The sequence below is a fragment of the Halomonas sp. ALS9 genome, from assembly GCF_001651035.1.
Taxonomy (GTDB): Bacteria; Pseudomonadota; Gammaproteobacteria; order Pseudomonadales; family Halomonadaceae; genus Vreelandella.
On the sequence record NZ_LXRG01000192.1, the window covers coordinates 400,985 to 415,276 of the forward strand.

General features: G+C 56.3%; 13 protein-coding genes. 11 read left to right on the forward strand and 2 right to left on the reverse strand.

Translation table 11 applies throughout. The features are described from left to right. Positions 1–19 precede the first annotated feature (19 nt). The 7 genes from A6R74_RS15705 to A6R74_RS15735 all read left to right on the forward strand — a co-directional run bounded on the left by A6R74_RS15705 (position 20) and on the right by A6R74_RS15735 (position 8,909). A complete protein-coding gene (locus tag A6R74_RS15705; protein ID WP_064235417.1) occupies positions 20–1,660 on the forward strand; it encodes an ABC transporter substrate-binding protein in 1,641 nt (546 codons plus the stop codon). A 99-nt stretch (positions 1,661–1,759) separates the two neighbouring features. After that, positions 1,760–2,716 carry an ABC transporter permease gene (locus A6R74_RS15710; RefSeq protein WP_064235418.1) on the forward strand — a complete coding sequence of 319 codons (957 nt, stop codon included), beginning with the start codon at positions 1,760–1,762 and terminating at the stop codon, positions 2,714–2,716. Then, a complete protein-coding gene (locus A6R74_RS15715) occupies positions 2,713–3,621 on the forward strand; it encodes an ABC transporter permease (protein ID WP_082906705.1) in 909 nt (302 codons plus the stop codon). Before A6R74_RS15710 ends, A6R74_RS15715 begins: the two co-directional genes overlap by 4 nt. A gap of 4 nt (positions 3,622–3,625) precedes the next feature. Beyond that, positions 3,626–5,284 carry an ABC transporter ATP-binding protein gene (locus A6R74_RS15720; protein WP_064235419.1) on the forward strand — a complete coding sequence of 553 codons (1,659 nt, stop codon included), beginning with the start codon at positions 3,626–3,628 and terminating at the stop codon, positions 5,282–5,284. Positions 5,285–5,316: 32 nt separating this feature from the next. Next, the gene (locus A6R74_RS15725) at positions 5,317–6,777 is read left to right on the forward strand and encodes an NAD-dependent succinate-semialdehyde dehydrogenase (RefSeq protein WP_064235420.1); all 1,461 of its coding nucleotides are present in this window, start codon (positions 5,317–5,319) and stop codon (positions 6,775–6,777) included. A 150-nt stretch (positions 6,778–6,927) separates the two neighbouring features. Beyond that, positions 6,928–7,914: an ornithine cyclodeaminase family protein gene (locus A6R74_RS15730; protein WP_064235421.1), complete on the forward strand. Its 987-nt coding sequence runs from the start codon at positions 6,928–6,930 to the stop codon at positions 7,912–7,914. A gap of 23 nt (positions 7,915–7,937) precedes the next feature. Further along, on the forward strand, positions 7,938–8,909 hold the full coding sequence (locus A6R74_RS15735; RefSeq protein WP_064235422.1) for a threonine/serine dehydratase: 972 nt from the start codon (positions 7,938–7,940) through the stop codon (positions 8,907–8,909). A 115-nt stretch (positions 8,910–9,024) separates the two neighbouring features. Here the strand turns inward: A6R74_RS15735 and A6R74_RS15740 are convergent, their stop codons facing one another. After that, positions 9,025–9,951: a 2-hydroxyacid dehydrogenase gene (locus A6R74_RS15740; protein ID WP_064235423.1), complete on the reverse strand. Its 927-nt coding sequence runs from the start codon at positions 9,949–9,951 to the stop codon at positions 9,025–9,027. A gap of 337 nt (positions 9,952–10,288) precedes the next feature. On the opposite strand from A6R74_RS15740, the gene gabT reads away from it, so the two are divergent. The 3 genes from gabT to A6R74_RS15755 all read left to right on the forward strand — a co-directional run bounded on the left by gabT (position 10,289) and on the right by A6R74_RS15755 (position 12,811). Further along, positions 10,289–11,581 (forward strand): 4-aminobutyrate--2-oxoglutarate transaminase, encoded by a 1,293-nt coding sequence (gabT, locus tag A6R74_RS15745; protein WP_064235424.1) that lies wholly within the window; start codon positions 10,289–10,291, stop codon positions 11,579–11,581. Between the two features lie 31 nt (positions 11,582–11,612). After that, the gene (locus A6R74_RS15750; RefSeq protein WP_064235425.1) at positions 11,613–12,257 is read left to right on the forward strand and encodes a hypothetical protein; all 645 of its coding nucleotides are present in this window, start codon (positions 11,613–11,615) and stop codon (positions 12,255–12,257) included. A gap of 65 nt (positions 12,258–12,322) precedes the next feature. Further along, on the forward strand, positions 12,323–12,811 hold the full coding sequence (locus A6R74_RS15755) for an Lrp/AsnC family transcriptional regulator (protein WP_035581182.1): 489 nt from the start codon (positions 12,323–12,325) through the stop codon (positions 12,809–12,811). Positions 12,812–12,826: 15 nt separating this feature from the next. Here A6R74_RS15755 and A6R74_RS15760 read toward each other — a convergent pair whose 3' ends face one another. Continuing rightward, the gene (locus A6R74_RS15760; RefSeq protein WP_064235426.1) at positions 12,827–13,720 is read right to left on the reverse strand and encodes a LysR substrate-binding domain-containing protein; all 894 of its coding nucleotides are present in this window, start codon (positions 13,718–13,720) and stop codon (positions 12,827–12,829) included. Positions 13,721–13,905: 185 nt separating this feature from the next. Between A6R74_RS15760 and A6R74_RS15765 the strand changes: the two genes are divergently transcribed. Further along, positions 13,906–14,241, forward strand: a complete 336-nt coding sequence (locus A6R74_RS15765) for a hypothetical protein (protein WP_064235427.1) — start codon at positions 13,906–13,908, stop codon at positions 14,239–14,241. The last annotated feature ends 51 nt before the right edge of the window (positions 14,242–14,292 follow it).

A 14,292-nucleotide genomic window follows, 5' to 3' on the forward strand; every position in this document is an offset into this window, starting at 1 on the left:
CGCAGTAAGGAGAAGGCTTATGACACGTGAAAAAAACCCCAATGATCGGTTTGTTTCTCCCGAACAAAGCATGCAGGTTTACAACGCCATGCAGCGCGGGCTGTCTCGACGCGAAGCCATGAAAGTCATTGGCGCAGCGGGCGTGTTTGCCGCCGCGGCCGGTACCTTTCCCGGTTTCTCCTCGGCCTGGGCGGCGGATAGCGAAAGCGCGACACCCCAGTACGGCGGCCGTATCCGCATAGCGGCACACTCAGCATCCACAAAAGACACCCTGGATCCCGCCTTGGGGGCAACGGCCATCGACTATGTCCGCGCCTATATGTTTTATAACGGCCTGACCCAGTACGATGAAGATCTGACGCCCCAGCCTTGCCTGGCGGAGTCGTTTGAGAATACCGACAACGGCAGCCACTGGATTTTTACTCTGCGGCGCGGCGTTACCTTCCACGATGGCAAACCGCTGACGCCCCAGGATGTAATCTTTTCGATCATGCGCCACAAGGATCCCGCTACGGGTTCAAAAGTCGCCTCCATGGTCGACCAGATCGACAGTATCAGGGCTCTTGATGATCAGCGTGTCGAGTTCAACCTCTCCTCGCCCAATATCGAGTTACCCTCCATCCTCGCCGTTTCGCACCTTGTGATTGTGGCAGACGGCACGACCGACTTCTCGAAAGGGTTGGGTACCGGCGCCTTCAAGTGCCAAGAGTTTACGCCTGGTGTGCGTTCAGTGGGCGTTCGGAATGAGAACTACTGGCGCGATGGCCATCCCTATCTGGATGCCATCGAGGTGGTGGGGATTAGCGACGAATCGTCCCGGGTCAATGCGCTGCTGTCTGGCGATGTGCAGATGATTAATGAAGTGAGTGGCAACTCCGCAGAGCGCTTGAAAACCAGTGACGGCTATCAGGTAAAAGCGACGAACGCCGGTAACTATACCGACCTGGTCATGCGTTTTGACCAACAGCCCACCAGCCGCCCCGAATTCCGCGAGGCGATGAAGTACCTCTTCGACCGCGAACAGATCAAACGCGTCGCCCTGCGCGGTTATGGCGAGATCGCCAACGATCAGCCGATTATTTCTAGCTCCCCCTATTACTTCGATGGGCTACCCCAGCGGGAGTACGACCCAGAACGGGCGGCCTCTTTGCTTGCCAAGGCAGGGGTGGCTGGCGCAACTGTGCCACTGGTGGCGTCGCCTGCGGCTTCCTCGTCGGAAGATATGGCCGTGCTTCTCCAGCAGTCCGCGGCTCAGGCAGGGCTCAACCTAAATATCAACCGGGTTCCCTCTGACGGCTACTGGTCTAACCACTGGATGAAGCACCCGCTGGGGTTCGGCAATATCAACCCGCGCCCCACAGCGAATATTTTGCTCTCACAGTTTTTCCTCTCCAGCGCGGCCTGGAACGAAGCCGGCTGGCACAACGAGCAGTTTGATCAATTGTTGATTGCCTCGCGGGGAGAGCCGGATTTGGCCACCCGTAAACAGATGTACGCCGATATGCAGACCATGATCCACGAAGAGGGTGGCATCGGCATCCCCGTCTTCCTAAGCAGCATCGAAAGCTACGATGACCGCATTGGTGGCATGGATCGCACCGTGCCCTTGGGTAGCTTTATGGGCTACATGTTCGCCGAGCACATCTGGTGGAAAGGCTAGTTCCTGCTCTCCCTACTGTTTTCACAGACCATGGGCATCATCACCGGCGCGGCTAATCCGCCCCGGTGATCAACATGGCCCTTGAGCCGGAGAAGAAAGATGCGCGACTCACTCTTTGGACTGGTACTAGGTCGCTTAGCCTCCAGTCTTATTACCCTGCTGATGGTATCGTTGGTGATCTTTGCGATTACCTCGCTGCTGCCAGGGGACACCGCCCAGCAGGTGCTGGGGCAGTTTGCCACGCCGGAACAAGTGGAGGCACTGCGAGCCCAGCTAGGTCTTAATCAGCCGCCCTTGCTGCGCTACTGGCAATGGTTAAGTGGCTTTGCCACCGGCGACCTTGGCCGCTCCGCCAGTAATGGCGTAGATGTCATACAGCTGGTCAATGACCGGCTGCCCAATTCACTGTTGTTAGCCGCGATTACCACCGTTATCTCAGTCCCCGTGGCACTCATCATGGGTATCGCTGCCGCCATGCGCCGGGGTGGCATGCTTGACCGCACCTTGAACCTGATCACTTTGTCGATGGTGGCAGTACCCGAGTTTCTGGTCGCCACCCTGGCGGTGCTGATTTTCGCCGTGCAACTCGGCTGGCTACCGGCGCTCTCCTACGTCTCCACTGTCGATAGTTTGGGCGCCTTTATGAAAGTTTACGCCATGCCGGTGCTCACCCTGTGCAGCGTGTTGATTGCCCAGATGGCACGTATGACGCGGGCGGCCTTAATCGATCAGCTCGACAGCGCTTATGTGGAGATGGCACGGCTCAAAGGCGTCCCACCGATGCGACGTGTCTTGCGCCATGCGCTGCCTAACGCCGTCGGCCCGATTGCCAATGCGGTAGCGCTTAGCCTTTCCTACCTGCTGGGCGGGGTGATCATCGTCGAAACCATCTTCAACTATCCAGGCATCGCCAGCTTAATGGTCGATGCGGTTTCCAACCGCGATCTCGCTCTGGTACAGGCCTGCGCCATGATCTTTTGCGGCGCTTATCTGCTGCTGGTCATGCTGGCCGACCTGTGCGCGATCCTCTCCAACCCGAGGCTGCGAAACCGATGAACGACACCAAGACAATGCCCACTAGCAAGGGCAACCGTCGTCCCTATGTCTCGCCAAGAAGCCGCCTGCCGATAGCGGTGCCAAAACAGCGCAATCGTTCAGGGTGGCAACTCACCCGCTGGATCGGTCTCAGCTTGTTCAGCTTCTGGCTGTTAGTGGCGCTGTTTGGGCCGCTGTTGGCACCGTATCCGATGGGGGCTTTTGTCTCTGATCAGATATACGGCGGGGCAAGCACGGCTCATCTACTGGGTACCGACTATATGGGCCGCGATATGCTCAGTCGCATGCTCACCGGTGCGCGCTACACCGTAGGGCTGGCCCTGGTGGCCGCGCTGCTGTCGAGTCTCGTCGGGGCAGGATTTGGCATGTTGACGGTGCTCCTGCCCCGCTGGCTCGAGGAGAGCGTTCGGCGGATATTCGATACGCTGATTTCGATCCCCAGCAAAATGATGGCCCTGGTGATGGTCTCCGCCTTTGGTACCTCTATCCCACTGCTGATTCTGGCGGCGGTGCTCAGCTACGCGCCGGGCTCTTTCCGTATTGCCCATAGCCTGGCTAAAAACCTCTCCACCCTGGAGTACGTTCAAGTCGCCCGTACCCGGGGAGAAGGACGGCTGTATATCGCCGCCGTGGAAATTTTCCCCAACATGATCCAGCCGGTGCTCACCGATATGGGCATGCGCTTTGTGTTTATCGTCCTGCTGCTCAGCGGCATGAGCTTTCTGGGCTTAGGCGTGCAGCCGCCGGTCGCCGACCTGGGCTCTCTGGTGCGTGAAAACATCGGCGGCCTTAGCCAGGGGGCGTTGGCCGTGATTGCCCCGGCCCTGGCGATTGGCTCATTAACCGTCGGCGCCAACCTATTGATCGACAGTCTCTCGAACAGCCGCGATAACCAGAAGGAGTGATGCCATGCAAGGTGAATCGCTGATCGTCCGCGATCTTGATATCTGTGCGACCCCGCCTGGTGAGGATGAGCGCACGATCGTCAACCAGATCAATTTCGCGCTCAAACCAGGCGAAGTGATGGCGCTAATCGGTGAATCCGGTTCAGGCAAGACCACCATTGCGCTGGCCATGATGGGTTACGCCAGACGCGGCTGCCGGATCGCCGGTGGCAGCGTGCAACTGGGCGAGACCGACATACTCACCCTTTCAGCGGTGGAAACCCGCGCGCTGCGCGGCCACCGGGTGACCTACATCGCCCAAAGCGCCGCAGCAGCCTTTAACCCCTCGCGCCGCCTAATGGATCAGGTCATCGAAAGCGCGCTTATCCATGGCGTTATGGATCGACAGCAAGCGCAGCAGAAAGCCATTCAACTGTTTGGCGAGCTAGCCCTGCCCGAACCAGAACATATCGGCGACCGATATCCCCACCAAGTCTCCGGGGGTCAGCTACAGCGTCTTATGGCCGCCATGGCCTTGATTACCGATCCCGCGCTGGTGATTCTGGATGAACCGACCACCGCACTGGATGTGACCACTCAGGTCGATGTGCTGCGGGCTTTCAAACGCGTTATGCGCGAGCGGGGTACCACGGCGCTGTATGTCTCTCATGACCTTGCCGTGGTGGCGCAGATTGCCGATCACGTGCTGGTGCTACAGGCCGGGGAAGAGCAAGAGCAAGGGCCCATTGGGCAAATCCTGGACAATCCGGGCCATGCCTACACGCGCAGCTTATTGGCGGCGGCGCGTCCGGAGACCCGCGCGCCCTCCGGCCCTCAGTCCAGCGGCGACGAACTGTTGCGTATTGATGATCTTCAAGTGGGCTACGGGCGCTGTGATCGCAATGGGCTCCCGAATAATGTCGTGCTGGATCATATCCAACTGCGCATTGATCGCGGCCAGGCGTTAGGCGTGATTGGTGAATCCGGGTCAGGCAAATCGACGCTTGCCCGGGCGGTCGCTGGCCTGGTGGCGCCGTCACGGGGTGAAGTTCAGTTCAATCGCCGTGAGCTATCGCAGACGCTGCGAGGACGCACCCCCGACCAGTTTCGGCGTATCCAGATCGTCTTCCAGAGCGCCGACAATGCACTCAACCCGGCCCACTCGGTTAGGCGGCTGCTCAACCGACCGCTGGAAACCTATTTCCAGATGAGTCGCGATGCTCGCCGCCAACGTGTGGAAGAGCTAATGGATCTGGTCAAACTGCCGCGCACGCTGCTTGACCGCAAGCCCCGTGAGCTCTCCGGCGGCCAGAAGCAGCGCGTTAATCTCGCCCGGGCGCTGGCCGCGGAACCCGACCTGATTCTCTGCGATGAAGTGACCTCGGCGTTAGATACAGTGGTGGGCGCCGCCATTCTCGAGCTGCTGGCCGAACTGCGCCGTGAGCTTGGCGTTGCCTATTTATTTATCAGCCACGATATATCGACGGTACGTTCACTGTGTGACGACGTCATGGTGCTTTACCAGGGGGAGTGTGTGGAGTTTGGCCCCTGCAGCACGGTGCTCAACCAGCCACAGCACGACTACACCCGCAAGCTGATTGGCTCGGTGCCTGAACTCCAGCCTGGCTGGCTGGAGGGGTGCCAATGGTCGACCCATACGCAGCCGTCAACCGCGCCCGTTTAACCACTAGCCCTATTAATGACAAGGAGAAAAGCATGCCGACGCTGCACCTCAATGACAGTGACCTGCTACGCGAGCAGGCCTTTATCAACGCACAATGGTGCGACGCCGACGATGCGGCCACGCTGACCGTTACTAACCCCGCCACCGGCGAAGCGCTGGCTAGCGTACCCAGCATGGGGGCCAGCGAAACCCGCCGGGCAATCGTGGCCGCCGAAGCGGCGTGGCCCTCCTGGCGTGCCCGCACAGCGGCAGAGCGAGCAGCACTGCTGGAGCGCTGGCATGCGCTGATACTGGAAAATAGCGAGGATCTGGCGGTATTGATGACGCTGGAACAGGGCAAGCCGCTAAGCGAAGCGCGGGGAGAGACCCAGTACGGCGCGAGTTTTATCAAGTGGTTTGCGGAAGAGGCACGCCGTGCCTACGGCGAGACCATCCCCTCCCCCAGCGCGGATCGCCGCATTGTTATCCTCAAACAGCCGGTAGGCGTGTGCGGTGCGATTACGCCTTGGAACTTCCCCATCGCCATGATTACCCGCAAGTGCGCGCCCGCGTTAGCGGCCGGATGCCCGATTGTCATCAAACCGTCAGAACTGACGCCGCTGTCAGCACTGGCCTTGGCAGTACTCGCGGAGCGTGCGGGTTTCCCCCCCGGCGTAGTGAATATCGTCACCGGGTTGCCCGAAGGCATTGGCGGTGAACTGACCTCCAACCCCACCGTGCGCAAACTCTCCTTCACCGGTTCGACTCGGGTAGGCAGCTTGCTCATGCGCCAGAGCGCCGACGATATCAAGCGCCTCAGCCTGGAGTTGGGCGGCAATGCCCCGCTGATCGTGTTTGACGATGCTGACCTGGAACTGGCAGTCGCCGGGGCTATGGCAAGCAAGTTCCGCAATGCCGGGCAGACCTGTGTTTGCGCTAACCGTATTCTGGTTCAATCCGGCATCCATGACCGCTTTGTGGCCCGCTTGGCGACCGAAATCGAAGCGTTGCGCTGTGGCGACGGCATGGAAGAGGGCACCACTATCGGCCCTCTCATCAACGACCAGGCGGTGAGCAAAGTCGCCCGTCATCTCGATGATGCCTTAGCCCATGGGGCTGAACGGGTGCTCGGCGAGGTGCCCAATGGTCAGGATCGCTTTGTGGCGCCAGTACTACTCACCAAGGTAACCGAAGCCATGCTGGTCACCCAGGAAGAGACCTTTGGCCCCGTCGCCCCCATTATGCAATTTGACAGCGAAGAAGAGGCTATTCGTATTGCCAACGCAACGCCCTTTGGGCTAGCCGCCTACTTCTTTACCGAAAGTGTGCGTCGAGCCTGGCGGGTTGGCGAAGCACTGGAGTTCGGGATGGTGGGCCTTAACACCGGCTCCATTTCAATGGAAGTTGCCCCGTTTGGTGGCATGAAACAGTCTGGCCTGGGCCGTGAAGGCGCCCGCCAAGGCCTGGATGAGTATCTGGAAGAGAAAGCGTTTCATATGGGCGGGCTTAACTAGTCTGGGAAAGTAAGTGAGGCGCTCTCGCCATAGCGGTCGCCTCTTTCTATAAAAACATATAGATACCCATAAATCACTTACGGGGAAGTCTCATGCAAACGTTATTAACATCGGATTTTATATATGATTAAAAAACAAGAGACACTTTAAATGAAGACACTTTTGCTTAAAAAAGAAGAAGTCAGCAAGTTAATATGCATGCAGGAAACCATCGATGCTGTCAGGGAGGCATACAAAGCATTCAGCAGAGGCGAGGTGGTACAACCTGACTATATAGGGATAGATCTCCCTGACCCTCGCGGAGAGATTGATTTTAAAGCGGGGTACTATAAAGCCAATGAAATAATCTCGATGAAGACCTCTTCAGGCGGTTTTGTTGATAACCCCGCACACGGTCTGCCTAGCGGCATGGGTAACATACTGCTGTTCGATGCGATGAGCTGCGCGTTGATTTGCGCGATGGATGGCAGTCTGATCACCGGCCTTAGAACGGGAGCTGCTGGAGCTGTTTCGGTACAAGTGCTAGCCAGAAAAAACGCAAAAAAAATCACGACCATTGGCACCGGCAACCAAGCCCGGATGCAAATTCGAGCAATCAATGAAGTGATGAAAATTGAGGAGATCCACGCCTGGAGCAGAAACCCAGCGACGCTTTCCCGCTATAAGGAAGATATCGAAAGTGAGTTCGGTATTCCTGTGATCCTAGCAAATTCAAACAAAGAGGCCGTTGAGCAGGCTGACATACTCATTACCACAACCCGTGGCAAAGGCCCACTCGTCAATGCAGACTGGATTAAGCCCGGCACACATATCGTGGCCATTGGTACAGACCAGCAAGGTAAACAAGAACTGGATCCAGAAATATTCAGACATGCAAAAATAGTCAACGACTCCATTGAGCAGTGCGTTACAAAAGGAGAAACATGCCACCCTTTGCATGAAAACATCATCACTAGAAACGATATCCATGGCGAAATTGGCGAAATACTTCTGAACAAAAAACCGGGAAGAGAAAACGATACAGAAATTACCATTTTCGACTCCACCGGCATGGCCATACAAGACAACACCACTGCATTTAAAATCTACAGCAATGCAATAGAGAACAGCATTGGGACTTCTTTTGAATTCTTTTAATATTGCTCATGGAGATAAGCACTATGTGCGACCGTCCTACCATTCAGGATATTCGGGAAGCCCAAGAACGATTAAAACCTCACATCAAGCACACACCGCTATTACGCGGTGAAAAAATGGATGAAGCGCTCGGCTGTCAAATATACCTTAAGCCAGAGAACCTACAAATTACCGGCGCCTTCAAAATCCGTGGGGCTTTAAACAAGTCGCTCTCCCTGCCAAAAGAAGAGATAGCTAATGGCATAATTGCCACTTCTTCGGGCAATCATGCACAGGGACTTGCCTACGCGGCCAGATTGCTGGGTGTAAAAGCACTATTAGTGCTTCCAGTAACCACGCCAAAAATTAAAATTGCCAATACAAAAGCGCTTGGTGCCGAGGCCATACTGTTCGATGGTGATACGGCAGCTAGATGGAAAAGGGTGTATGAAATTGCTGAAGAAAATAAGTATGCCGTTGTTCACGCGTTTGAAGACCCGATGGTAATGGCGGGCCAGGGCACCATTGGATGTGAAATATTGGAAGACCTGAAAAATGTCGACACAGTCATTATTCCCATGGGCGGCGGAGGCCTTATTTCAGGCATCGCCACGGCTATAAAAGAAATTAAACCATCGGTGCGTGTCATAGGTGTAGAACCCGCCTTAACACCCAAATATTTTCAAAGCAGAATACACAAAAAGCGTGTATCGCTTCCTTTACAAAACACCATTGCGGATGGATTAAGAATAAGCGTACCTGGAAAAAACCCATACCCGATTATTGAAAAATATGTAGACGAAATTATTCTCGTAGAAGACGAGTATATTATTGCAGGCATGCGAACGCTTGCCAAAGACGCGAAATTAATCGTTGAGCCAGCCGCCTCAATTGGTATCGGCGCTTTGTTGGCCGGGAATATAAAAACTAAACCAGATGAAAAGGTCTGTGCTGTATTGACGGGCGGAAACTGGGACTTATGCGAACTTGCTAAAATATACAATTTCAATGATTAAGTATTTAGGCCTTGTACGAAAAGTCGTCGAGTCATTATGTTGGGCGTCTCAGCCTAAAAACAGCCCGCTCGCCAGTATACACGGCGAGCGAGTGGAGACGCGCTATTTTGCGGCGCTAGTAGCCTCGCTGAGGATCCACCTGCCCGACCATCAAACGTCCTTGCTGGTGACGGCGCAAATTATCGAGCAAAACAGGAAAAGCGGAATCTGGCTGGGTCATAGCAGCCACATGGGGCGTTAGCAAAATCCGCTCGTCTCGCCAGAAGGGGTGGTCATCGGCGGGCGGCTCTTCGCTCAACACGTCCAGCACCGCAGCGCTCAGATGCCCGTCGTCGAGGGCTTGCGTCAGGTCATGTTCAACCAGGTGCTCGCCACGGCCAATGTTGATCAAGGCCGAGCCTTTGGGCATACGCGCAAAAAGGTCTGCGTTGAGAATACCGCGAGTGGCATCGGTCAGCGGCAACACACAGATCACAATATCGCTTGAGGCCAGAAACCCATCCAGCGCTTCCTGGCCACTATGACAGTGAACATTAGCCAGCTCTCGTGGCGAACGCGCCCACCCGCTCACGTCAAAACCGTAACCTGCCAGATGCGTGGCAATAGCGCAGCCCAACTGGCCTAAACCAAGAATCCCGATACGCCGCTTTTCGGTGGCCACAAGCATATGCGCCTGCCATTTTCCCTCGCGCTGCTGGCGCACATAATCACCCATCCGGCGGTGCAGCCACAGCGTTGCAAAGGTAGCGTACTCAATCATGCCGCGCTCAATGGCAGGGTCGAGCATCCGCACGACCGGCAGCTCTGGAGGCAGTGCGTCAAACTCAAACTGATCGACACCCGCGGAAGTGGCAAACAGCACCTCAAGGGAGGGCAGGCACGCCATTATGTTCTCCGGGGGCATCCACGCTAGCAAGTAGCAGATCTCGTCGGGGTCACCAATATCGGGCCATTGGCGAAACTCGATATCCGGCGCGTGTTGGGCAAAAAGTTCTTTCCAACGGGCGCCGCGCACCGGGTCGGATTTATACAGCAGTGCCATCGCAGCGTCTCCTTAGCTAAAACGTCATCCTACGGTGGTTTGAGTGGCAGCGGATACCGTTTTGGCGGTTGTGAAGCGAAGCCATGGGCCTAAATCCGCGCTTAAGACGCAGATTACACTGCGCTCCTCTACGACAGTGAATCATGCTGCACACGCTAGAAAATACGAAGGATTACGCGGTTGTCACCGCCATGCCAAGCGTATCTAGCTTGCTAACAACGGTAAGCTCAAGAACGTATGGGGTGTTGGCACTCGCGCTACACGTTCTGCCAGCGGCGCCAACACACCACAACATGAAAATCGTGACTATAACGTGACTATGTTCAAGGAGCCGCAGATGAAGACCGACGCCCACCCTTCCCACGCCATGCTAAGCCAGCGCGAGCAGAATATTCCCCGCGGAGTGGTGAACGCCCACCCTATCGTGATTTCCCATGCCCGCGGCAGCGAAGTCTATGACGTCGACGGCAATCGCTATTTGGATTTTGTGGGGGGTATCGGCGTACTCAATGTTGGCCACAATCACCCACGGGTGGTTGCAGCGGTTCAGGCCCAGGTGGAACGTATTTCCCATATGAGTTTCCAGGTGGCTGCCTACCCAGGCTATATAGAACTGGCCAGCCAGTTGGCCAAGCTGGTTGGTGGCACACAGGACTACCAAAGCGTGCTGTTTACCTCCGGTGCTGAAGCGGTAGAAAACGCCATTAAAATTGCCCGCTCTCATACAGGGCGCCCCAACGTGATTGCCTTTCGCGGCGGCTTTCATGGGCGCACGCTACTGGGCACCACGCTCACAGGCATGAGCCAGCCCTACCAACAAAATTTTGGCCCTTTTGCCCCCGCTATCCACCACGTCAGCTACCCGGATGCACTGCGGGGTATCAGCAGCGAGGACGTACTTGCCGAGCTGGATACACTGTTCGCCACGCAAGTCGTCCCCGACCAGGTTGCCGCTATCTTAATTGAGCCCGTTCAGGGTGATGGCGGTTTTCTTCCTGCCCCGGTCGAGTTTATGCAAACGCTGCGCGCTTTAACCGAACGCCACGGCATTGTGCTCATCGCCGATGAAATCCAGACCGGCTTCGGGCGCACGGGCAAGATGTTTGGCTTTGAACACAGCAATATCCAGCCAGACCTGGTCACCGTTGCGAAAAGCCTGGGCGGTGGCTTGCCGATTTCAGGCGTGGTTGGGCGTACCGAGATGATGCAAGCTCCCGCACCGGGTGGGCTTGGCGGCACCTATGGCGGCAGCGCGCTGAGCTGTGCGGCGGCACTGGCGGTGCTGGATATTTTTGCCGATGAACAACTGCTTGAACGTGGCATCGCCATGGGCAAACGCCTGGAGACAGGATTGCGCCAGCTGCAAGCCAAGCACCCTTTGATTGCCGAAGTACGCGGGCAAGGCCCGATGCTTGCCATCGAGCTTCTCAACGGCCCGCGGGCAACACCGGAAGACGCCGCCCTGGTGCAACAGGTCATTGATCACTGTCGTGCAGCGGGTTTGCTGGTGATCAAGTGCGGTGTTTACCGCAATGTCATTCGCTTCCTGGCGCCGCTGAATACGAGCGACGAACAAATCGACGAAGCAGTGGCGATGTTAGACAACGCATTATCGAACATCACTGACTAATTCATCACCAGCGCCAGGAGAGCAGGACGTCATGCAATTGACCGACTATACGACGCTATGCATGGATGCCCATGGCGTGCTGATTGATCGGGATAGAGACATTGTGCGGGGCCTAGCGCCACTGTTAGCGATGCTGCCTAACCCACCACTACAGGAACAAGTATTAGCCGACTATGTGCAGGCGCTGCATGAACTCACGGATGAGCAGATGGGCGCCGTTTCGGCTCACTGCACTGTCTATCGCGCTCTTGCGAGCCGTTGGGGGCTGGAGGCAGATTGGCAACAAGGGATTGAGTTCGCCAGTTCATTGGGTTTTGGATCGCTTTATGAAGATGCCCCTGGCGCTATCCACTACCTGCGCAAGTTCTATCAGCTCAAAGTGGTGACGTCCCTCAATGAGCAGGAGTTCCTTGCGTTTAATCAGCGCATTGGCCTCTCCGGTAGTGAACGGCTCACCACCGGCAGCTTTGTGGCCGCGCGGGCCAAGCTGCGGGAGATGGAGGCGGATAGCCAGGTTCTACTCTTAACTGCTGGCCCCGCCTCGGTAAATAGCCGTGGGGGTCACTGCCGTATCACGCGCAGTGCCAAAGCTGATACGCCGCAACCGCAGGCGTGTATCTCGCTAAGTGATTTTATTTATCAACACCAGCTTGCTCTACGCGGCGAATTGCTTTAGACAAAGGTATTAGTCAAAAACCGCGGGGCGACTTCCAACGCCCCCTAATAAGTAAAGGACTTTACATGGTGGCTAGCGTTCGTCTTGACCGTATCGATATCAATATTCTGGTTCAGCTTCAAGCAGATGGCAGAATGACCAACGTCCATTTGGCCGATGCAGTCGGGCTATCGCCAAGCCCTTGCCTACAGCGAGTTAAGCGACTAGAAGCCGCTGGCTATATCACTTCGTTTCAAGCCCGCCTCAATCTATCGAAAATGATGGAGAGCGTGACCGTCTTTACAGAGGTCACCCTATCGGATCACCACCGGGAAGATTTCCTACGTTTTGAACAGAAAATTCGCCAGGTTGATGAAGTCATGGAGTGCCACCTTATTAGCGGTGGCTATGACTATTTACTGCGCTTTATCACCCGCAGCATTGCCCATTATCAGCGTGTGATGGAGGCACTTATTGAAGATGAAATTGGCATTGAAAAGTACTTCAGCTACATCGTTATCAAGACGCCTATCAATAAAGAGCAGCTTCCGCTGCGCACGTTAATGGAGGGGTAGTATAAAGTAGAGCACTCAACCCTCCCGAAACGCCTCAACCACCCTCTCGGCCAACACCTCGCTGGCATCACCACTGCCAGCACGCTTCACCAGGGCCACTTGATAGTCGCCTAGTGGGGGCAGCGATTCGTTGTGCAGGCGCTTGAGCGGCGGTCGAACCAAGCTTTTGGGGAAAGCCGTCACGGCCAAATCGGCCAGCATAGCGGCCTCCTGCCCGGCACAGTGGTCGCAGGAGTAAGCAATGCGGTAAGCGATCCCCGCTTGATCAAGGGCATTGAGCGTAATTCGTCGCCACGCACACCCCTGCTGGGCCAGGGTTACCGGCAGTGGCGAGCGCTGCACGGCAACGCCATCCTCACGGCCCGCCCACACTAGCGGTTCGCTGTGAACGATCTCTCCCCGCGCCGCCTGACCAGGCCCTCCAGCCATCACCAGGGCGAGATCAAGCTCGCCCTCGTCCAGCCTGGCAAGCAGATCTTTGCTGCGCCCTACCTCGACATCGACCTGCACCGCCGGGTGCGAGCGGGCAAACTGGGCGAGTACCGTGGGTAAAATACGCCCTACCACGTCATCCGTTATACCCAGCCCCACACGCCCCTCTATGGTCGGCGCAAGAAACTGGGTCACGGCTTCGGCGTTGAGCTTAAGCAGCCGACGACCATAGCCCAGCAGCACTTCCCCCTCGGCAGTCAGGCGTACATGCCGCGCCTCGCGTACAAACAGCGTCTGGCCAAGGATCTCTTCCAGGCGTTTAATCTGCATGCTCAGCGCGGAAGGGGTGCGAAATAGCTGCTGGGCGGCGCGGGTAAAACTGCCGCTTTCCGCAATCATTACAAACGTTCGCAGCACCTCGCTATCCAGTAGCGGCAAGGCGGCTCGGCTGGGAGCTAGGGTAGAGAGTTGATTCATCACGCCGACCTTTCAGAAAAACTTAAACCTTAGTGTAGTTCTTTTCGTTTGATTGATCCAAGGCAAAGCGCCAAGCTGATAACCAGAGGTCGCGACCCTCCTACTTATTAATCTCAGCTCACACCTGCCCAGTCGGTGCATAGGCGCCGCTTACTGTGCAGCGGGGGTAACGATGGAGGTGCGCGATGAAATGCCAAGACCCTACCCAACAGGCCCAACATGCCTGGGAAAAAGCCAGCCAATTGGCGCCGCCGCCCAAGCCGCCTCAATTGCAGTTTTACATGCCTGCCATGCCGTCAATGCGACTGATTCGAGCGCTGGATATGGGCTGGTGGCATTACCGGCGGCGTTGGCTTTTCCGCCGCCATATAGTGCCGTTACTGGACTACGACGATCATGTTCTGCGCGATATTGGCCATTGCCGCGAAGATATTCTCTGGGCCAGCCAGCTTCCCTTGAAGGTCGATGCCATTCACGCATTAGAAGCCCGGCAGAACAAGCGTCAGGCTCAGCAAGCCTAAAACTAAAAAAAAGCTTCGAACCTGGGAGAGGTTCGAAGCTTTTAATAGTGC

Bases quoted from the DNA above. Each gene is read 5' to 3' on its own strand.
- A6R74_RS15705 (WP_064235417.1), top strand. From the start codon at position 20: ATGACACGTGAAAAAAACCCCAATGATCGGTTTGTTTCTCCCGAACAA.
- A6R74_RS15710 (WP_064235418.1), top strand. From the start codon at position 1,760: ATGCGCGACTCACTCTTTGGACTGGTACTAGGTCGCTTAGCCTCCAGT.
- A6R74_RS15715 (WP_082906705.1), top strand. From the start codon at position 2,713: ATGAACGACACCAAGACAATGCCCACTAGCAAGGGCAACCGTCGTCCC.
- A6R74_RS15720 (WP_064235419.1), top strand. From the start codon at position 3,626: ATGCAAGGTGAATCGCTGATCGTCCGCGATCTTGATATCTGTGCGACC.
- A6R74_RS15725 (WP_064235420.1), top strand. From the start codon at position 5,317: ATGCCGACGCTGCACCTCAATGACAGTGACCTGCTACGCGAGCAGGCC.
- A6R74_RS15730 (WP_064235421.1), top strand. From the start codon at position 6,928: ATGAAGACACTTTTGCTTAAAAAAGAAGAAGTCAGCAAGTTAATATGC.
- A6R74_RS15735 (WP_064235422.1), top strand. From the start codon at position 7,938: ATGTGCGACCGTCCTACCATTCAGGATATTCGGGAAGCCCAAGAACGA.
- A6R74_RS15740 (WP_064235423.1), bottom strand. From the start codon at position 9,951: ATGGCACTGCTGTATAAATCCGACCCGGTGCGCGGCGCCCGTTGGAAA.
- gabT (WP_064235424.1), top strand. From the start codon at position 10,289: ATGAAGACCGACGCCCACCCTTCCCACGCCATGCTAAGCCAGCGCGAG.
- A6R74_RS15750 (WP_064235425.1), top strand. From the start codon at position 11,613: ATGCAATTGACCGACTATACGACGCTATGCATGGATGCCCATGGCGTG.
- A6R74_RS15755 (WP_035581182.1), top strand. From the start codon at position 12,323: ATGGTGGCTAGCGTTCGTCTTGACCGTATCGATATCAATATTCTGGTT.
- A6R74_RS15760 (WP_064235426.1), bottom strand. From the start codon at position 13,720: ATGAATCAACTCTCTACCCTAGCTCCCAGCCGAGCCGCCTTGCCGCTA.
- A6R74_RS15765 (WP_064235427.1), top strand. From the start codon at position 13,906: ATGAAATGCCAAGACCCTACCCAACAGGCCCAACATGCCTGGGAAAAA.